Source organism: Amycolatopsis orientalis DSM 43388, from assembly GCF_000411975.1.
Taxonomy (GTDB): Bacteria; Actinomycetota; Actinomycetes; order Mycobacteriales; family Pseudonocardiaceae; genus Amycolatopsis; species Amycolatopsis orientalis_D.
Genome location: NZ_ASXG01000125.1, coordinates 19,070 through 37,548, shown reverse-complemented (window position 1 = coordinate 37,548; position 18,479 = coordinate 19,070). Strand labels below are relative to the sequence as shown.

General features: G+C 70.4%; 16 protein-coding genes. 8 read left to right on the top strand and 8 right to left on the bottom strand.

Annotation, left to right across the window (positions count from 1 at the left end):
* Positions 1-16: 16 nt before the first annotated feature.
* Both L942_RS25310 and L942_RS25305 read left to right on the top strand, forming a co-directional pair.
* Positions 17-652: a PadR family transcriptional regulator gene (locus tag L942_RS25310; protein WP_037365041.1), complete on the top strand. Its 636-nt coding sequence runs from the start codon at positions 17-19 to the stop codon at positions 650-652.
* Positions 653-812: 160 nt separating this feature from the next.
* Positions 813-1,493 carry a class I SAM-dependent methyltransferase gene (locus L942_RS25305; RefSeq protein WP_037365039.1) on the top strand — a complete coding sequence of 227 codons (681 nt, stop codon included), beginning with the start codon at positions 813-815 and terminating at the stop codon, positions 1,491-1,493.
* 53 nt (positions 1,494-1,546) lie between these two features.
* On the opposite strand, the gene L942_RS25300 is transcribed toward L942_RS25305, so the two are convergent.
* Entirely contained in the window at positions 1,547-2,305 is a 759-nt protein-coding gene (locus L942_RS25300) for an SDR family NAD(P)-dependent oxidoreductase (RefSeq protein ID WP_037365038.1), read from the bottom strand.
* A gap of 172 nt (positions 2,306-2,477) precedes the next feature.
* Between L942_RS25300 and L942_RS25295 the strand changes: the two genes are divergently transcribed.
* Both L942_RS25295 and L942_RS25290 read left to right on the top strand, forming a co-directional pair.
* Positions 2,478-3,785 carry a UDP-glucose dehydrogenase family protein gene (locus L942_RS25295; protein ID WP_081655224.1) on the top strand — a complete coding sequence of 436 codons (1,308 nt, stop codon included), beginning with the start codon at positions 2,478-2,480 and terminating at the stop codon, positions 3,783-3,785.
* 106 nt (positions 3,786-3,891) lie between these two features.
* On the top strand, positions 3,892-4,302 hold the full coding sequence (locus L942_RS25290) for a VOC family protein (protein WP_235079396.1): 411 nt from the start codon (positions 3,892-3,894) through the stop codon (positions 4,300-4,302).
* Positions 4,303-4,329: 27 nt separating this feature from the next.
* On the opposite strand, the gene L942_RS25285 is transcribed toward L942_RS25290, so the two are convergent.
* From L942_RS25285 to L942_RS25270, 4 genes are read right to left on the bottom strand one after another with little or no spacing between them, the layout of a single operon-like run.
* Positions 4,330-4,713: a hypothetical protein gene (locus L942_RS25285; protein ID WP_037365033.1), complete on the bottom strand. Its 384-nt coding sequence runs from the start codon at positions 4,711-4,713 to the stop codon at positions 4,330-4,332.
* A gap of 52 nt (positions 4,714-4,765) precedes the next feature.
* Complete coding sequence (locus L942_RS25280; RefSeq protein ID WP_037365032.1) at positions 4,766-5,659, bottom strand: VOC family protein; 894 nt, start codon at positions 5,657-5,659, stop codon at positions 4,766-4,768.
* A complete protein-coding gene (locus L942_RS25275; protein WP_037365030.1) occupies positions 5,652-6,176 on the bottom strand; it encodes an RNA polymerase sigma factor in 525 nt (174 codons plus the stop codon). The genes L942_RS25280 and L942_RS25275 overlap by 8 nt, the downstream gene beginning before the upstream one ends.
* 46 nt (positions 6,177-6,222) lie before the next feature.
* Complete coding sequence (locus L942_RS25270) at positions 6,223-7,665, bottom strand: MFS transporter (RefSeq protein WP_037365028.1); 1,443 nt, start codon at positions 7,663-7,665, stop codon at positions 6,223-6,225.
* Positions 7,666-7,768: 103 nt separating this feature from the next.
* Between L942_RS25270 and L942_RS25265 the strand changes: the two genes are divergently transcribed.
* The 3 genes from L942_RS25265 (at position 7,769) to L942_RS25255 (ending at position 10,531) form a co-directional block, all read left to right on the top strand.
* Complete coding sequence (locus L942_RS25265; RefSeq protein WP_037365026.1) at positions 7,769-8,614, top strand: helix-turn-helix transcriptional regulator; 846 nt, start codon at positions 7,769-7,771, stop codon at positions 8,612-8,614.
* A gap of 121 nt (positions 8,615-8,735) precedes the next feature.
* Positions 8,736-9,857 (top strand): sensor histidine kinase, encoded by a 1,122-nt coding sequence (locus L942_RS25260; RefSeq protein ID WP_200862913.1) that lies wholly within the window; start codon positions 8,736-8,738, stop codon positions 9,855-9,857.
* A complete protein-coding gene (locus L942_RS25255) occupies positions 9,854-10,531 on the top strand; it encodes a response regulator transcription factor (RefSeq protein ID WP_037365024.1) in 678 nt (225 codons plus the stop codon). Before L942_RS25260 ends, L942_RS25255 begins: the two co-directional genes overlap by 4 nt.
* Before the next feature lie 80 nt (positions 10,532-10,611).
* On the opposite strand, the gene L942_RS25250 is transcribed toward L942_RS25255, so the two are convergent.
* Complete coding sequence (locus L942_RS25250; RefSeq protein WP_037365022.1) at positions 10,612-12,153, bottom strand: acyltransferase family protein; 1,542 nt, start codon at positions 12,151-12,153, stop codon at positions 10,612-10,614.
* A gap of 193 nt (positions 12,154-12,346) precedes the next feature.
* Between L942_RS25250 and L942_RS25245 the strand changes: the two genes are divergently transcribed.
* The gene (locus tag L942_RS25245) at positions 12,347-13,498 is read left to right on the top strand and encodes a hypothetical protein (RefSeq protein WP_051166233.1); all 1,152 of its coding nucleotides are present in this window, start codon (positions 12,347-12,349) and stop codon (positions 13,496-13,498) included.
* Positions 13,499-13,519: 21 nt separating this feature from the next.
* Here L942_RS25245 and L942_RS25240 read toward each other — a convergent pair whose 3' ends face one another.
* Together L942_RS25240 and L942_RS25235 are read right to left on the bottom strand one after the other, a co-directional pair.
* Positions 13,520-17,194 carry an FkbM family methyltransferase gene (locus L942_RS25240; protein ID WP_037365021.1) on the bottom strand — a complete coding sequence of 1,225 codons (3,675 nt, stop codon included), beginning with the start codon at positions 17,192-17,194 and terminating at the stop codon, positions 13,520-13,522.
* A complete protein-coding gene (locus L942_RS25235; protein ID WP_037365019.1) occupies positions 17,187-18,407 on the bottom strand; it encodes a hypothetical protein in 1,221 nt (406 codons plus the stop codon). Before L942_RS25235 ends, L942_RS25240 begins: the two co-directional genes overlap by 8 nt.
* Between the last annotated feature and the right edge of the window lie 72 nt (positions 18,408-18,479).

Here is an 18,479-nt window from a genome sequence, read left to right as displayed (position 1 = left end):
TACGAGGAGGTCGGGCTTGAAACGGCGGAAGGTGTCCAACTTGCTGGGCCTCGCCGTGTTGGCCACGGTGCTCGAGCGGCCGATGCATCCGTACGAAGTCGCCACGCTCCTGCGGGAACGCGGCAAAGAAGGCGACCTGAAGATCAAGTGGGGCTCGCTCTACACCGTCGTCGGCAACCTCGAAAAGCACGGCTTCCTCGAGGCGGTCGAGAACGTGCGGGAGGGGGCCCGGCCGGAGCGGACCGTGTATCGGATCACCGAGGCGGGCCAGGCCGAGATGGAGGACTGGATCGCCGAACTGCTCGGCGTCCCGGACCCGGAGCCGACGCGGTTTCACACCGGGTTGTCGGTGATGCTCGCGCTCACCCCGGAGGTCGTCGACCAGGAGCTGAAGCACCGGGTCGGCGAGCTGGAGCAGATGATCGGCGAGCGCGTCGAGGAGCTGGCGAAGATGCGGGCGGAATTGCCGCGGCTGGTTCTCCTCGAAGCGGAATACCAGCTGGCGATGTGGCGCGCCGAGGCGGAATGGGTCCGCGGGCTGCGCGAGGAGCTGGCCACCGGTGCGATACCGGGGGTCGAGGAGTGGCGGCGCTACCGGGAGACCGGGGAGCTGCCCGACATGGCCGCCTTCGTCCAGGGCGAAGGCGAATAAAGAAGGTCCCGGAGGAGGTGCTGGCACACCGCCGCCGGGACCGGGAACCGTCGAACCGGAAACCGCGAGTGCGGAGACCCGTCCTCAGGCTGCGCTGACCAGGATACGGGCCATCCCCGCCGCGGCACCGGTTCGGTACCGACCGAACAGGGAGAAACAGATGGGGAACACCCAGGTCAAACGCCATCGCACGAAACTGCTGCCGGAAATGGAGGGGCCGGTCGCCCGGGCGTACGCGCGGGGACGGGGCACCGAACCGCAGCTCGTGCAGTATCGCGAATCCGCCGAGATGCTGGCTTCGGAGCTGGCCGAAGGTTGCGACGTGCTCGAGGTCGCGCCCGGGCCGGGGTACTTCGCGGTGGAGCTGGCCCGCACCGGGCGGTGCACGGTGACCGGGCTCGACGTCAGCCGGACGTTCGTCCAGCTGGCTCGGGACTACGCGCGGGAACAGGGCGTCTCGGTGGACTTCCGCCGCGGCGACGTGGCGGCGATGCCGTTCGCGGACGGCTCGTTCGACTTCCTGGTGTGCCAGGCGGCGTTCAAGAACTTCGCCGACCCGGTGGACGCGCTCGACGAGATGCACCGGGTGCTGCGGCCGGGCGGCGTCGCGCTCGTGCAGGACTTGAGCAAGAGCACCACGGACGCGGAGCTGGACGCCGAGGTCGCGCGGATGAACCTCGGTCCGGTGGCCGCGTTCACCACCGTCCGCACGCTCCGCGGCCTGCGGCGGCGGGCGTACACGCCGGAGCAGTTCGAAGCCACTGTCGCGGAGAGCAAGTTCCGCACCTGTGCGGTGACCCCGGACGGGATCGGCCTCGAGGTGCGGATGCGCAAGGAGTGACTCTGGCGAGTGGCTGTGCCGCTGAGGGGTCGGCACAGCCACTCGCCGGCAGGTCAGCGCGGGGCCATCCGCAGCGAGCCGTCCATGCGGATGACCTCGCCGTTGAGGTAGTCGTGGTCGATCAGCGACAGGGCGAGCTGCGCGTACTCGTCAGGCCGCGCCAGCCGCTTCGGGAACGGCACCCCGGCGGCGAGCCCGGCGCGGAACTCGTCGCTGACGGTGGCGAGCATCGGGGTGTCGACGATGCCGGGGGCGATCGTCAGCACGCGGATGCCGTGCGAGGCGAGGTCGCGCGCGGCGGGCAGGGTCATCCCGACCACGCCGCCCTTGGACGACGCGTACGCCACCTGCCCGATCTGGCCGTCGAAAGCGGCGACGGACGCGGTGTTGATGATGACGCCGCGGGCGTCGTCGGCCAGCGGCTCGGTCTTCGCGATCGCCTCGGAAGCGACGGTGAGCACGTTGAACGTGCCGATCAGGTTGATCTGGACGACCTTCGCGTACAGGCCGAGGTCGTGCCGGCCCTTGCGCGACAGGATGCGCGCGGACGGACCGATGCCCGCGCAGTTGACCACCGTGCGCAGCGGTACGCCCGAGCCGGCCGCGGTGTCGACGGCGGCCTGCACCTGGTCCGGGTCGGTCACGTCGGCCTCGACGTAGGTGACGCCGTCGACCTGCTCGGCCTTCTCGATCGAGGGCGCGAGGTCGAGGGCGAACACTCGCGCGCCTTTCGCGGCCAGTGCCTTGGCGGTCGCGCCGCCGAGTCCGGACGCGCCACCCGTGACGAGCGCTGCGGTGTCGGTGATCTGCATTTTCAGCCTTCCTCCTGCTCTCGGTGCCGCGGTGCACCTCCGCGCCCAGGTTAACGCTCGTTCGCACCTGTGCCGGAGTGTGCCGCCTCACCCGCTTCTCGTCGCGAGGAGTATTCGGCCCCGACCGCTTCCGTTAGCGCTGAGGTCAACTCCGGCTGTCACCTTCAGCGTCATGAGCTCAGCTCGGATCGTGGTGGTAGGGACGGGATACGTCGGATTGACCACGGGGGCTTGTCTCGCGAGCCTCGGGCACCGCGTCACCTGCGTGGACGTGGACGTGGCGAAAGTGAACCGGCTGTCGGCCGGGCGCGTGGACATCCTCGAGCCAGGACTGGCCGAATTGGTCTCCCGCGGACTGGCGAACGGACGGCTGTCGTTCGTCGTCGGCGCGCGGGAAGCCGTTCGCGACGCGGAAGGCGTGTTCCTCTGCGTGCCGACGCCGATGGGCGCGGGCGGGTCCGCGGATTTGCGCGCGGTGGAGGCGGTGACCGAGGAGATCGGCGACGTGCTCCCGCCGGGCTGCGCGCTGATCACGAAGTCGACGGTGCCGGTCGGCACCGCGAAACGGATCCAGGCGATGGTCGGCCGCGATGACGTGCCGGTGGTCTCCAACCCGGAGTTCCTGCGCGAAGGCACTGCGGTGCAAGACTTCCTGAACCCGGACCGGATCGTGGTCGGGTCCGATTCGCGGCCCGCGGCCGCGTGGGTCGGGCAGCTGTACGGCGATCTCGCCGCCCCGGTCGTGGTCGCCGACGCGGCGAGCGCGGAACTGGTCAAGTACGCGGCGAACTGCTTCCTCGCGCTCAAACTGTCCTATGTGAACTCGATCGCCGAACTGTGCGAACGGCTCGGCGCGGACATCGACCTGGTCACCGAAGGCATGGGCTACGACCGGCGGATCGGACGCACGTTCCTCAAACCCGGCCCGGGCTGGGGCGGTTCGTGCCTGCCCAAGGACACCAGCGCGCTGGTCAAGGTCGCGGAATCGGTGGACTACGACTTCCGGATGCTGACCTCGGCGATCGACGAGAACATCGCCCAGCGCGACCGCATCGTGGCGAAGATCGCCGGCGCCTGCGGCGGAACGCTGGCCGGTGCGCGGATCGGCGTGCTGGGCTTGGCGTTCAAGGCGGGCACGAACGATCTGCGCGATTCTCCCGCGCTGGCGGTGTCTTCGGTGCTGGGCGCGCTCGGCGCGGAGATCACCGCGTACGACCCGGCGGTGTCCGGCGGCATCGCGGGGATGACCGTCGTGGACGATCCGTACCAGGTGGCCAAGGACGCGGATGTCGTTGTGGTGCTTACCGAATGGGCCGAGTTCCGCAATCTCGACTGGGTGGCGATCGCGGACGCGATGGAAGGCGACGACGTCGTCGACACCCGCAACCTCCTCGACCCCGGCATGATTCTCGACGCCGGGCTGTCCTGGCAGGGCGTCGGCCGTCCGCGCGCGGCCCGGCGGCGAGTTCCGGTTTCCTGATGGGAGATCCGCTTCGGCTGCGCTACGCTCGTGCGCGGCATCGCGTGTCGGTCACCGGCTGGGTGAGGCATGGAGGTGCTGGGATGCCTTCTGGAGGCATTGCTTCGTGTCCGTTTCCGTTGAACTGAATCACCTCATGGTCCCGTCCCGGGACAACCGGGAGTCCGCCGAATTCTTCGCGCATCTGCTGGGTTTCGAGATCGGCGAGGAATGGGGCCCGTTCCTTCCCGTCGAAACCAGCAACGGCGTACGGCTCGACTTCGCGACGATCCCGGACGCCGACCGCAAGCTGCAGCACTACTGTTTCCTCATCCCCGAGGACGACTTCGACGCGTTTTTCCTGCGGCTGAAGGAAACCGGGGTCGCCTACCACGCCGGGCCGGGCGGGCAGGGACCCGGCGAGATCAACCATCACCACGGCGGCCGCGGTGTGTATTTCCTCGACCCGGGCGGAAACGGGATCGAGGTCATCACGCAGCCGTACGAGCCGGACCGGAAGCGGCCCGCGCACTGGTGAGTCCTTTGTAGACGGACGGCGGGCGGGTCACCGCGGAAGCGAGGCCCACCCGCCGCCCGCGGCCAGCAGGCTCCGCACGCTCTCCGCGTGGTCGGAGAACGCGGCCAGGTCGGCGTGCAGCATCGCGGCGCGTTCGGAATCGAGCGGGTCCGTGTCGTCGCGCCACAGTCCGAGGGTCCAGTTGGCGGCCAGGAGCATCGACCGCACCAGCCCGGCGACCGCGGAGTCCGGCTCGTCGTGCGCGGCGAGGATTTCGTCGCAGGCGGCGAAGCACCGATCCAGTCCGCGGACGGCGTCGGCGGGCGTTCCGTCCCAGTCCGGTCCCGGCCAGGCGGACGAGCGCAGCGCGAGCCACAGCTGCCAGCCGGCAGTCAGTTCGGCTTCGTCTCGAGGGGTCCAGTGCGCGGCCATCTTTCGAGTGTGCGCCCCGCGGGCCGGTTTGCCGCCCGGGTTTTGGCCGAGGTCACGTGCGTGGTTGTTCCCACAGCCAGAACTCGATCCCCTGGTCGTCGGCACAATCGGCCGTTCGGCCGTACGGCTGGTGCTCCACCTCGCCTGCCCGGCCGCCCTGGTCGCGCACCCGGGCGAGCGCGGCTTCGAGGTCGTCGACGGCGAACATCAGCTTCCATCCGGTCTGCAGTTCCGCCCCGCCCCACAGCCCGCCGGGCAGGCCGTCGCCTTCGATGCGCCACGCGGTCGGCAGGCTGCCCTGGCTGAACTGCCAGCCGAGCACCGCGCCGTAGAACGCCTTGGCCCGGCCGTCGTCGGGGACCTGGAAGGTGAAGTACCCGGCCTCGCCGTGCCGGTACGTGCGCTCGTCCGGTGCCTTGGCCCGCGGCGCGGCCTGCGCGACCAGCCAGCGCTGGCCGTACGGATCCTTGATCGCGCCGTGCGCTCCGTAGCCGCGGTCCTCGACGGGACGCAGCAGTTCCGCGCCCAGTTCCACTGCCCGCTGCACCGCGCTCCGCGGATCGGGCACCTCGACCCGCACCGTCGCCCCGCCTTCCGGGGCGACGACATTGCCGATTTCCGGGAACTGCTCGGCCAGCATCAGCACGCTGCCGCCGATGTCCAGTTCGGCGTGCCCGATCCGGCCGTCGTCCATCACGATCGGTTCGGACCGGCGTCGCGCCCCGAAGACCTCGACGTAGAAGTCGAGCGCGGCCCGTGCGTCGGTCACCACGATGTACGGCGTGAGTGCTCCCACTTGGGCCTGCTGGGGCGTGGTCTCGGTGGTGGTCATCTCCGCTCCGTTCAGGATCAGGCGGCGGAGGTCGTCGCGCAGCTGCTCGGCGAAGGCCGGATCGGGGTCGGCCGGAGTCGAGGGCAGGGCGAGCGCGTCGAACGGTTCAGGCATCGCGACCCTCCTTCTCCTGGTAGCTGCGGCGAAACGCGGTCTTGGCCCGCGTCAGCAACGCCTCCGTCGCGTGGATGGTCCGGCCGAGATGCGCGGCGACTTCGCGCACGGGAAGGCCGTCGACGTACCGCAAGGTGAGCACTGCCCGATGCGAGACCGACAGCGATTCGAGCACCTGCCGCGCGCGCAGGGCGTCGAGCTGTTCGTCCCAGGGATCTTCGACGTCTCCTTCGGCGTCGTGCACGAGCCGCAGCCCGCGCTGTTCCCGTTCGGCGCGCCGCCAGTGGTCGGCCAGTTTGTGCCGGGCCACCCCGATCAGCCAGGGCGTGCTCACCGGCGGCGCGTGCTCCTTGCGGCAAGCGGCGACCGCGCCGAGGAACGTCTCCGAAGTCAGTTCCTCCGCCAGCACGCGGTCGCCGCACCTCGCGAGCAGGTAGCCATAGACCTCCGGCAGGGCCGTCTCGTAGAGGCCGAGCAGCGCGAAGGCCGGGTCTGGCTGCACCCGAGGTTCCGTCACATCACCATCGTCGTCCGGGAGCGGGGTTTTCCGTCGGGCGAATTTCTCAGCGCGGATCGGGCAGTTTTCGCGCCAGTCCGCTGACCAGCAGCGCCAGCGCCGCCAGAATGCCGATGACCAGCACGAACGCGCCCTGGTAACCGAGCAGGCCCGGGACGCTCAGGCTGGCGAACAGGCTGCCCAGCACTGCGACGCCCAAGGCCAGCGACGTCTGCTGGGTCGTGGTCAGCACGCCGCCGCCGACCCCGGCCAAGTCCGCGGGCACTCGCGAAAGCACCACCCGGAACAGCGTGCTCATCGCGAGCCCGTTGCCGACGCCGATCAGCACCATCGCCGGGGCGAGCCGCCAGATCGACAGGTCCGGCCAGTCCAGCAGGGCGGTTCCGGCGAGCGCGAGCAGCCCGACGGTGAGGATCAGCCCGCCGATCGGCACGATCTTGCGGCCGAACCGGGCGACGAGGTGGCTGCTGACCAGCGAGGTCGTGAAGTACGCGACGGCCATCGGGGTCAACGCCAGCCCAGCGCCGAGCGGGCCGAGGTGCAGGCCGTTCTGCAGCGTCACCGCGTAGACGAACATGAACGAGCCGAAGGTGCAGAAGAACGGCACCGCGACGGTCAGGCCGTGCCGCACGCTCGCGGTGCGCAGCAGGGCGGGCGGCAGCAGCGGAGTGCCGCCGGCGGCTTCCAGCTTCCGCTCGACGCGGGCGAAGCCGTACGCCGCGAACGGGAAGAGCACCAGCAGCGCGATGCTCCACCACGGCCAGCCGAGCGCGCGGCCTTCCATGATCGGGATCAGCAGCGACAGCAGGGAGACGGCCAGCAGCACGGTGCCCCAGCGGTCGACGCCGAGCGGGTTGCTCGCCCGGCTGTCCGGCACGGTTCGGCGAGCGAGCAGCAGCCCGATGATCCCGATCGGCACGTTGACCAGGAAGATCGGTCGCCAGCTGAGGTCCCACAGGTTGGCGGCCACCAGCGCGCCGCCGAGCAGCTGGCCGACCACGGTGGCGATGCCGCCGGTAGCGCCGAAGAGACCGATCGCGCGGGAACGGCGTTCGCCGGTGGTGCCGGCCTGGATGATCGACAGGAATTGCGGCAGCAGCATCGCCGAGGCCGCGCCCTGGGCGACGCGGGCGAGGACCAGCGTGGCGGCGTCCGGGGCGACTCCGCAGGCCAGCGAGGTGAGCGTGAACAAAGTCAGGCCGAGCAGGAAGAGCTTGCGGCGGCCGAAAGTGTCGCCAAGCCGTCCGCCGAGCACGAGCAGCACCGCGTACGCGATGCCGTAGCCCGCGACGACGAGTTCGAGGGTCGCGGTGGATGCGTGCAGGTCGGCATCGATCGTGGGCAGGGCGACGTTGACGATGAAGAAGTCGATGATCGGCAGCGCTGCCCCCAGCAGCACGGTGATCAAGCCGGCGGACGAGAGGCCCGTCCTCTCCGGCGTCCCGGCGGCGACGGTGGCCGATGCCGGGGCGGTGGTGGTAGTCGTCATGAGTACTACGTTCCGCCGCGCCAGACCCTGGTACCAGGTGTGCTTTTATCCTGGTACTGGGACTACCTGGTAACAGGGTCGCCGCTGTGCTTACCTGGTATTCGTGACCAGTGGCATCGAAGACCGCCTCCGCCGGACCGAACTGGGAGAGTTCCTGCGCAACCGGCGCGGGCGCATCACGCCCGAGCAGGTCGGCCTGCCGCTCGGCGGCCGCAGGCGCACGCCGGGGCTGCGCCGCGAGGAGGTCGCGCAGCTCGCCGGGGTGGGGGTCACCTGGTACACGTGGCTCGAACAGGGCCGCGACATCAACGCGTCCGAGCAGGTGCTCAGCGCGATCTCCCGCACGCTGCGGCTCGACCCGCACGAACACGTGCACCTGTTCACCCTCGCCGGCGCGCCGGAACCGGTGACCGAGAAGAAGAACTGCTCCGCGATCACGCCGTCGATGCAGGACATGATGGTCCAGCTGGAGCCGTTCCCGGTCGCGGTCCGCAACGCGCGCTTCGACGTGCTCGGCCACAACGCCGGTTACGACTGGCTGATGGGCGGCGTCGACAAGATCCCGTACGAGGAACGCAACACGCTCGTCCAGTGCCTGCTCAATCCCGAGTGGCGGGAGCGGATGGTCGACTGGGAGCAGAACGTGCCGCGGATGGTCTCGTCCTTCCGCGCCGCGATGGCCGAGCACATGGGCGAACCCGGCTGGAAGTCGCTGGTCAAACGGCTCAAGGCGGAATCGCCGTGCTTCGCCGAGCTGTGGGAGCGCCACGACGTGAACACCGAGCAGGCCAAGAGCAAGCGCTACCTGCACCCGGAGGCGGGCCTGCTCACGTTCGACTTCACCTACCTCTACGCCGGCCGCCGTTCGGAGATCCGGATGTCGGTCTACACCCCGGCGAACGACGAGACGCGGTCGAAGCTGCGGGAGTTCGTGCCGAAGACGCGGTAGCGCACGTGGAGCACGCGTCCGCCGGAGGGTGGCCGACGATCGACATACCGCGCCGCGCGTAGCGAGAGCCCGCGCCTCACGACGGACGCGCCCACCGGCCTTCCCCGGTAGCTTTCGCTGCATGCACTACTGGTGGCGGGCGCAGAACCCGTGGTTCGGGCGGGTGTTCCGGACCTTCGTGGTGCTTGCCTTCGTGCTCGGCGGCTCCAGTGCGTCCGGGCGCTGGCAGCACGCCTCGCACCCGCTGAGCCCGCTCGGTGCGGCGTGGCTGGCCGCGACCGTGCTCACCCTGCTGCTCGTCCACCGGTATCCACTGCCGCTGTTCGTGCTCACCGCGGCCTCGGCGTACGCGTACTACCTGTCGCCAGAGCCCGGCGGTCCGGTGATCGTCGTCCCCACCATCGCGCTCTTCGTGCTTACGCGGCGGCAGGGTCCGGTGGTCGCCGGGAGCACCGGTGGAGCGGTCCTCGTGGCGGCGTACCTGGTGCACGTCGTCCAGGCGCAAACGTTTGCGGTCAGCGCGTGGGCGCTGTTCGCCGTGGTCTGGATGTCCGCCGTGATCGGCATCGCGACCGCGGTCCGGTTCCAGTTCGCGGCCGTCGCCGCCCGGCGCGAGCAGGCCGACGAGCATCGGCACCGGATGGCCGAACAAGAGCGGCTCCGCATCGCCCGCGAGGTGCACGACGTCGTCGCGCACAGCCTCGCGATGATCAACGTCCAGGCGGGCGTCGCGGCACACGTCGCGGATCGGCGGCCGGAGCAGGCGAAAGAGGCACTGCTCAACATCAAAGCGGCCAGCGCGTCCGCGCTCAACGACCTGCGCGCGACCCTCGCCGTGCTGCGTTCCGGCGAGAACCGCGCGCCCGCGCCGAGCCTCGCGCAGGTCGACGAACTGCTCGACCACGCGCGTGCCGCCGGGCTGGAAGTCGAGGTGCACGGCGAAGCCGGCGACCTGCCCGCGCCAGTCGACGGCGCGGCGTACCGGATCCTGCAGGAGTCGCTCACCAACGTCGTCCGGCATGCCGACGGGGCCCAGCGCGTCGAGGTCCGCTTCGAGCGGAAACCGGGCACGCTGGTCCTGGTCGTGCGCGACGACGGCCGCGGCACCGCCCAGCCGACGCCCGGCCACGGGCTGCGCGGCATGCGGGAACGCGCGACGGCGCTTGGCGGCAGCGTCGAGGCGAGTGCCACCGGAGAGGGTTTCCAGGTGCGGGCGGAACTGCCCGTGGAGGGGGAGAAATGACCATCCGCGTCGTACTGGCCGACGACCAGGCCCTGGTCCGCGCCGGATTTCGGCTGCTGCTGGACACCGAGGACGGCTTCGAGGTGGCCGGCGAGGCCAGCGACGGCGAGCAAGCGGTCGCGCAAGCGATCGAGCACCGGCCCGACATCGTCGTGATGGACATCCGGATGCCCGGCACCGACGGCCTCGAAGCTACCCGCCGGATCACCTCGCACCCGGAACTCGGCGGGGTGAAAGTCCTGGTCCTGACCACGTTCGACGTCGACGAATACGTCTACGAGGCCCTCCGCGCCGGGGCCAGCGGCTTCCTGCTGAAGGACACCGAACCGGTCGAACTCCTGCACGCGCTGCGCGTCGTCGCGGCGGGGGAGGCGCTGCTCGCCCCGACCGTCACGCGCCGGCTGATCGCCGAGATCGTCGGACGGCCGGAGCACCGGCGGATCGACACCTCGGCCGTGCGGGAGGTGACCGAACGCGAACGCGAGGTGCTGGCGCTGGTCGCGGGCGGGTTGTCGAACGACGAAATCGCCGCCCACCTGGTGATCTCCACGGCGACCGCACGGACGCACGTCAGCCGCATCATGACCAAGATCGGTGCGCGCGACCGGGCCCAGCTGGTGGTGCTCGCCTACGAGTCCGGTCTCGTCACCCCGCGGCGCGGCTCGCACGAATGAGCTAAGCCGGGAGTGTGAGTTACGCCGTGTCGGTGAACGGCCTCCCACCCTCGCGCGCCTTACCGGAAGAGCATCACTCCTCAGCGAGGGGTGTGGCGGAAGGATTTCCGGTGGCGTGGGAAATCGTCCTGGTCGCCGCGCTGGGCCTGGTTTTCCTGGTCCGGCTGGTAGCGCAGCTCCGGCGGAGCTGACGGACGCCGGCGCGGCGGCATCGCGCGGCGCGCCTGCGGTTCGGCGGTGCGGTCGACGCCCGATTCGACGACGGGACGTGCCCGGTGCGCGCCGCCGTTCGCGCGAGGCATCGCCCCGCGTGGCGGGTCGGTCGGCGGCGGGGCCCCCATCCGCCCGTTCTGCACCGGCCGCGGCCGAGGCGCCGGACGCCGCGGCGGCCGCGGTTCGACGGGAATCCGCGGAAGCTCGGTGGTCACCTCGGCGTCCACGAACTGAGTGGCTTCGACCGGCGGCTCCACCGGAGGCTGGGGCGGTTCCGGCGCGGGCGGAGGCGGCTTCGGCCGGTGCGACAACCGCCGCGCCAGCGAGTGGCTCGGCCGCTCCACGAACCGGTAGCTGAACTCGACCACGCCGAACACCGCCGGGATCACGATCAGCAGCGCGATCGGCAGCGGCACCGCCGGGCGCAGCAGCTGCAGCAGCACGAACGTGACCAGCATGTGCAGCAGGTAGATCGAGTAGCTGCGCTCGGACAGCATGGTCCAGATCTTGCGCTGCTTCAGCCGGTCCTCGGCGAACATGCCCATCAGGAAGCAGGCGACGGCGAACGCCAGCGCGAGGTTGTACGAGCTGTCCACGCGGCCGACGTTGATCACGTCCGCCAGCACGTACAGCGACCACGCGCAGCCGCCGTAGAGCGCACCGGTCCAGAGCGGGATCTGCTTGTTGGTCGTCGCCCAGATGACCTGGCCGATCAGCATCGCGGGCAGGTACGAGACGTTCACCGCGAACAGCGACCACGACGGTCCGAGCTGAGAGCGGCTCATCATCACCACGAAAATGAACGTCAGCTCGACCGCGATCGCGAGCCACACCCACCGGCGCAGCAGCGGCAGCACCGCCATCAGCAGCAGGTAGAAGATGACCTCGACGATCATCGTCCAGGCCACCGGCACCAGCACGACCTGCGGATAGATCAGGTAGTTGGCGAGCGTGGTGTTGGTGAGGACGGTGAGCGGGTTCAGGGTCTGCGGCTGCCCGGTCGACGGCGGGTGCAGGTTCACCAGCAGCAGGAACGCGGTGAGCAGCACCACGAACAGCATCGGCGCGTACACCCGGATGAACCGGTTCAGCGCGAAGCGCCCGGTACCCTGGCGCAGCGCGATCGGCGTCACGACGAAACCGCTGACCAGGAAGAAGAACGGCACCGCGATCTGGCCGATGCCCTGCTTCGACATGTGCATCGGGTCGCTCGTGAGCGCCTCGATGAAGTCGACGTACGGGGCTTTGTCGTTCTTCGCGATGACCCACGGATGGGCGATGTGGCTGTAGAAGACCAGCAGTGCGCCGAGGCCGCGGCCGATGTCGATGAAGACGATCCGGGTCTTCTTCGCCGGCGCGGACGACGGCTCGGCCAGGGCAGCGGAATTCGGCTCGGCCAGCGTGCTCACCCCCGTCTTCCGCTACCGACAACCTCGTGCAGGTTACCGCCTCGTACCCCGGCCCGGACGTACTCCCCGCAATTGGCGGTAAGCAGGGGATTAGTCACAAAACCCGTTCTGGCCTCGGATTATGCGGTCGCCAGGTACGATCAGGCAGGAATTCGTCCGTTTTCGCGCGAGTTAGTTCAGGAGTTCGGGGAGCGTGCCGCAGCCCAGTCTCGACGGAGCCGTCGAGCGTTCGCCGACCCTGCGCGCCGCGTTCCGCCAAGCCGGCCCGGCGATCAGCCTCTACCTGCTGTTCCAGGCCGTCGCGTTCGGCGTGCTGTGGATGATGAGCTGGAAGGCCGACGTGTCGCCCGGCCGGTTCATCGGCAATTTCGACGCGAACTGGTTTCTCTCGGTCGCGCAGCACGGCTACGACCAGCCGATAGCGCTCGGCACGAACGGGGCGCCGGTCGAGAACAGCCTGGTGTTCTTTCCGCTGTATCCGGCGACAGTGGCGTTGCTGACGCTGGTCGGCATCCCGCCGCTGGTGGCCGGGATGACGATCTCGCTGCTGGCCGGCTGTGCGGCGGCGTGGGGGCTGTTCGTGCTGGGCCGCGACCTGGCCGGACCGCGCGTGGGCCTGCTGGTCGCCGTGCTGTGGTCGATCGGGCCGGGTTCGACGGCGCTGCATCTGGTGTATTCGGAAGCGCTGCTGATGGCGCTCGTGTCCTGGACGTTCGTGCTGCTCGCGCGGCGCGAATGGCTGGCCGCGGGCGGGCTCGCGGTGCTGGCCGGGCTGACCAGGGCGAGTTCCGGCGCGCTGATCGCCGCGGTCGGCATCGCCGCGCTCATCGCGGTCTTCCAGCGCCGCGACGGCTGGCGGCCATGGGTCGGCGGGCTGCTCGCGCCGCTTGGCCTGCTGGGCTACCTCGGCTACGTCTGGCTCCGGACCGGCCGCCCGGACGGGTGGTTCTGGCTGCAAAACGCCTGGCAGATGCACTTCGATTTCGGCGTCTTCACCTGGATCCAGGTTCGCGAAGGCCTCACCTCGGACCGCGCCAGCTGGATCACCGTGACCGCGCTCGTCGTGCTCGCCGCGGTGGTGCTGCAGTTCTGGACCTGGGCGACGAGGCTGCCGTTGCCGTGGCAGATCTACGGCACGCTCACCGTGGTGATCGCGCTGTGCTCGTCGAACTTCTTCCAGTCCCGCGCGCGTTTCCTGCTGCCGGCGTTCGTGCTGACCGTCCCGGTCGCGCTGCTGCTGGCGAAGCTGCCGAACCGGGTACTGGCGGTGCTGCTGCCGGCGATCACCGTCGGAAGCGCCTGGTACGGCGCGTTCCTGCTGACCATCGCGCACGTGGCGCCCTGAGCCGCCACGTGCGCGATCAGCTCAGGGGGCCAGCCACAGCGTGACGAATTCCTTCTCGTCCGCCTTCGCCGCGGCGATGATCGCCGAGTCTTCGAGCACCTGGTCGGCCGGACCGTCGTCGGTGACCACCTTCGGCGTGTAGCCGAGCGAGCGGTACCCGGCGAGCACGGCGGCCGGGTCGTCGCCCAGTTCGGTGATCGCGCCCGGGTCGAACTCGCAGACGACGTGCGGCCGGTCGCGGCGCAGCACCTCGGCCAGTCCCGCCAGCGCGCGGTGGTCGCGGCCCTGCAGATCGACCTTCACCAGCCCGATCCGCTGTTCGGTCACCTCGGGCACGGAATCCAGCCGCACCGCCGGGACCTCGGCGCCGGAGCCGTCCGTGGTGACGCGGTTGTCGCCGCTGTTGCCCGGGGTCGCTTGGGCCAGGTGCACGGTGCCCGGCTCGTCCCACGCGGCCGACTCGACCACGGTGACCAGCTCACCCGCCGCGGCGGGCAGGTTGACCTCGACGTTGCGGCGCAGGTACGCGGCGTTGACCGGGTCGGCCTCCACCGCGATCACCCGGGTGACTTCCGGCGTCGACCGCAGTAGTCGCAGCGTGTGGTAGCCGACGTGCGCGCCGACGTCGAGGAACGCGCCGTTCGCCAGCGACGCCATCAGCTCGGCTTCGCTGTCCTCCCAGGACCGGTGGAACAGAATCCACGGGAGCATGACCTCGTCGACCGGCATCAGCAGTGCGCCGACGTCGCACTGGACGACGTCCGCTCCGCGTGGCACCGGAGCATGCCGCAGCCGCGCCGCGTCCCGCATCGCGCTGACGTCGAGAGTCACTCGCTGGATGGCCTTCTCGTCGGCGTCGAGGCGCTCGTCGCGGCGCGCGAACATCTTGTGCACGGTGCCGGCCGCGGCTTCGACCTCCGCGCCGACTCCGTCGTAACCCTCGGCCAGCTTCGCCACGTCCGCTTCGAGATTGCGCAGCGCGAGATCCGTTTCCGGGGCCTGCCGGCGCAGCTCGTTGACCGTGCCGCGCAAAGCTTCGAGCCGTTCGCCGAGCGTGCGCGTGGACAGCGCGGCCCGACGCGACTCGTCGATGTTGCGTTCCAGAGCTTCGATCCGGTCCAGCAACCGCCGGTTGCTGTCCTCGGTGGCGGCGAGCAGCGCACCCATCACGTGGCGCTGGTGCACGTCGTAGTGGTCGATCGCGCGCAGCACGGCCTTGCGCAGCGCGGGCGCGAGCGGAAGCCGCGACGGCGCGTCCGCCTCCGGCCGCCAGCGCAACGCTTCGGTCGCCTGCCGCAACGGGCTCAACGGGTGCTCAGGCGGCGGGGCCGCGGCGCGCTGCCGCTCCTGCCAGGTCTGGTGCGCCTGCTCCAGTTCGCGCCGCATCCACTCGGCCGCGGTCGCCATCGACCGCTCGCGCAGGATGACCTCCCGCGCGCGCTTGCCGCGCGCGGCCGCCTCCTCCGGGTCGTCGGCGATCTGCACCATCGCGGCCGCGGCGGCGTCCAGATCGGGATCCGCCCAGACCGCGTCGGCATGGTACGGGTAGTTGCCCTCGCCGACCGGCACCAGGCGGTACGGGATCGGCCAGCCCGTGGACGCGTCGAGGAATTCCGTGGTGCTGGAGTAATCCGTCGAGATCACCGGCATCGCGCGCGCCATCGCCTCGGCGACGGTGAGCCCGAAGCCCTCGCTGCGGTGCAGCGATACGTACGCGGTGCTGGTCTCGTACAGCTCGTGCAGTTCGGCGACGCTGAGGTAGCGCTCGATCAGTTCGATCCGGTCGTCCCCGCGAACGACCGCACGCAGCCGTTCAGCGGCCTGCGGGTGCAGTTTCGCGTTGATCGCCTTGACGGTGAGCCGGACGTCCTCCCGGCCCGGGAACGCCCGCTGGAACGCGACGACCGCGCCCCACGGGTTTTTGCGCTCCGCGACGCTGTTGAAGTCGAACGCGAAAAGGAACCGCACCGGCTCGCCCTTTTCGCGCGCGGGCGGCGAGGGCTCGCCCGGATCGCGCACCGGCACCGGGATCGTCTTGACCGGGATCGGCGAATGCGCGGCGAACGCCCGGCGGCAGAAGTCGCTGACCGTCCAGATCTCGTCGAGCATCCCGAACGCTTCGTGCTGCCACTCGGGGAAATCCTCGAGTTCCCACGCCCACAGCCCGATCCGGTAGCGCCCGGCGCCGACCTCGGGGTGGTTCGTCAGGATCGTGCGCGTCTGGTCCGCGTTCACCGCGAACACGCTCACCGGGAACCGCGGGTCGCCGACCGTCGCCGGCCGTTCGATGCCGGTGCGGTTCGAGACCGCCTTCTCCTCCAGCACCGTGGCCACCGGCACGCCGCCGGTCTCGATCGCCTCGAGCACGATCCGGCCCATCTCGCCGAGCCCCAGCTCCGCGGTCAGGTAGCCGAGCAGGTTCACGCCGAACTCGTCGTGCGGCGGACGCGTCGCGACCGGTTCCGCCGGCAGCGCCCACTCCGGCAGCCCGGCCTCGGAGACGCCGGATCCGGCGCACCAGTGCCGGAAGCCGTCGGCGTCGTCGCCGTAGGGATGCGGGAACGCCATCTGCAGGTCGATCCGCGACGCCCAGATCGCGTGCGTCAGCCGGTTCAGCCCGGCCGCGGCCTGGCCCTGGTCTTCCGGGGTGGCGAGCCATTCGCGCAGCGCTTGCCCGCCGTCCTCGCCGTACGCGTGCGGCGGCGCGGGCTTCTTCTTGCGCTCCGCCTTGATCCAGCCCTCGCGGAAAACGCGCCGCGCGAGCTTCGGCACCGGCGTGCCGTCCCGGAAGTCCTTGAAGCCGTACGGAATCGAGTCGAGCGACTCGGCGTACCCCGCCTCGCGTAGCTTCGTTCCGTACGAATCACAGATGGCGCGAAGGTCGTCGTTGTGCGACAGCAGCACGCGCGGCTTGCGCGCGCAGTGGAAGCTGAGCAGCCACGGCTTCTCCGGCCGGTAGCCGCTGAAGTGGAAGAACCGCAGCTTCGCGCCGCCCGCGGTCAGGGTGCCGTCCTCGTCGCGCCCGATTGGCCGCTCGTGGAGGTTCCAGTACGCGACGTCGAAGCCGGGATCGGTGACCACGTAGTGCCGGAACAACGACGGCACCTGGTCGACCCAGCGCTGGTCGGTGAACAGCTGCTGCTCGGGCGCGACGATCGCGTCGTGGCGCAGCCGGCCCGCCCAGAAGTCGAGGAACGGCCCGGCGCCGCGGCCGACGCCGATGAAGCCGAGGTTGAACATCCCGGTGCCCATGATCACCGCGTCGTCCGGCTCCATGCCGTCCTGCGGCAACGGGGTCAGGAAATGCGGGGCGAGCACGATGTCGTGCTCGCGGGCCAGCTCGGCGACCTCGGGGATCGGCGCGAACAGCTCGATGTCCGGGTCGAGGTAGATCGCGGCCTCGGACTCTTTCAGCAGCTCGCGCAGCAGATACGGCTTGACCGACGTGGCGAGTTCGGTGACCGAGTAGGCGGTCGCCATCCGCAGGTAGTCGTCCTCGTCGATGCCGAACGCGGCCGGGCCGACGACGGTGAGTCCGTCGCCGGCCCGTTCCGACTGGTCGCGCGGGGCGTCGATGACCGCGATGACGAAGCGGCCGCCCGGATGGTGCTCGAGGTAGGACCGGGCCAGCACGCGCGCGGCCGGCACGTAGTTGCGGGCGACGATCGTGCAGGCGGTGGTGCCGGGCTCAGGCATCGGCGGTCAGCACCGTGAGCTGCTGGTTCAGCGCGGTGGTGAAGTCGGTCTTCGTCTGGTCGGCGACCTTGCCGGACACCTCGACGCGGACGATCACGTTCCCGTGCGCGTAGTGCCCGCGCGACTGGGCCGACTGGCCGTCCTTCGGGTCGATCGCGGTGGCGAAGACCCCGTTCGGCGCGGTGCTGTCGCGCTTGGCCCCGTTCGTGACCTGGACCTCCATCAGCTTCTCGGCCGCGGTCTTCGCCGCGGTCGGGCTGCTGGCCTGCGCGAGGAACAGCGTGATCACGTTGCCGTCTTCGAGGTGGTACACGACGAACTTGACCTTCGACGCGCCCGCCGCCTGGTAGGCGCTCAGTTCCTGCGGGTTGAGGTACTTCAGGGTGTCGACCTGCGAGAACGACGTGATGTCGTCGTGCGTCTCGGCCTTGCCCGGCATACTCGCGACGCCGAGCGGGTCCGGCGGCTTCGGCGCGGACGAGGGACCCGGCTGGTGCTGCGCGGTGGTCTGGTCGGTGCCGCCGCCTCCGCTGTCGCGGCCCCACAGCCAGTACGCGCCGAACGCGATTCCGGCCAGCACGATGACCGCGCCGACAATGGCCCCGATCTTCTTGCCGTTGTTCTTCTTCGGCTTGTCGCTGAAGTACTCCGGGCCCTGGCGGACCCATTCGGAGTCGCCCCCGGACGGGCCGAGCGGCGGAAGATCGCCGCCGCCCCACGGCGGGGTCTGGTCGCTTTCGGCGGCGTTCCACGGCTGCTGCTGCGGGAAGCCCCCGGGCGGCGAAGCCGGCGTGCCCTGCGGGAAGCCGCCGGGCGGCGAAGCCGGCGTGCCCTGCGGGAAGCCGCCGGGCGGCGAGTAGTGCGCCTGCGGCTGGTGCTGCTGCGGCTGCACGACCTGGGTGCGCTCGGGACCGGCGTCCGCGGGCGGCTGCTGGGTCTGCCACGACTGCACGACCTGGGTGCGCTCGCCGCCGTCGGCGGGCGGCTGCTGCGGGGCCTGCGGCTGCTGCTGCGGGACGCCGCCGGGCGGGCTGACCGGGGCGATCACCTGGGTCGAGTCCGCGCTCTGGCTCGGCGGCGGCGGGGCGGGCTGGTCCTGCTGGCCCACGGCCGAGGACAGCACCTGATCGCGCCGGATGCGGTAGTCGTCCGCGGACAGCCGCCCTGACGCGAGCTCCTCGTCCAGCCGGCGCAGCTCCTCCTGCCAGGACACCAGGGCCCCCCTTATCTGTCGGCATGGCGACGGTCAATGCGTCGTCGCTACCCGATTGTGTGTGACGACGTG

Coding starts and splice junctions, on each gene's coding strand:
- L942_RS25305 (WP_037365039.1), top strand. CDS start 813: ATGGGGAACACCCAGGTCAAACGCCATCGCACGAAACTGCTGCCGGAA.
- L942_RS25300 (WP_037365038.1), bottom strand. CDS start 2,305: ATGCAGATCACCGACACCGCAGCGCTCGTCACGGGTGGCGCGTCCGGA.
- L942_RS25295 (WP_081655224.1), top strand. CDS start 2,478: ATGAGCTCAGCTCGGATCGTGGTGGTAGGGACGGGATACGTCGGATTG.
- L942_RS25285 (WP_037365033.1), bottom strand. CDS start 4,713: ATGGCCGCGCACTGGACCCCTCGAGACGAAGCCGAACTGACTGCCGGC.
- L942_RS25280 (WP_037365032.1), bottom strand. CDS start 5,659: ATGCCTGAACCGTTCGACGCGCTCGCCCTGCCCTCGACTCCGGCCGAC.
- L942_RS25270 (WP_037365028.1), bottom strand. CDS start 7,665: ATGACGACTACCACCACCGCCCCGGCATCGGCCACCGTCGCCGCCGGG.
- L942_RS25260 (WP_200862913.1), top strand. CDS start 8,736: ATGCACTACTGGTGGCGGGCGCAGAACCCGTGGTTCGGGCGGGTGTTC.
- L942_RS25255 (WP_037365024.1), top strand. CDS start 9,854: ATGACCATCCGCGTCGTACTGGCCGACGACCAGGCCCTGGTCCGCGCC.
- L942_RS25240 (WP_037365021.1), bottom strand. CDS start 17,194: ATGCCTGAGCCCGGCACCACCGCCTGCACGATCGTCGCCCGCAACTAC.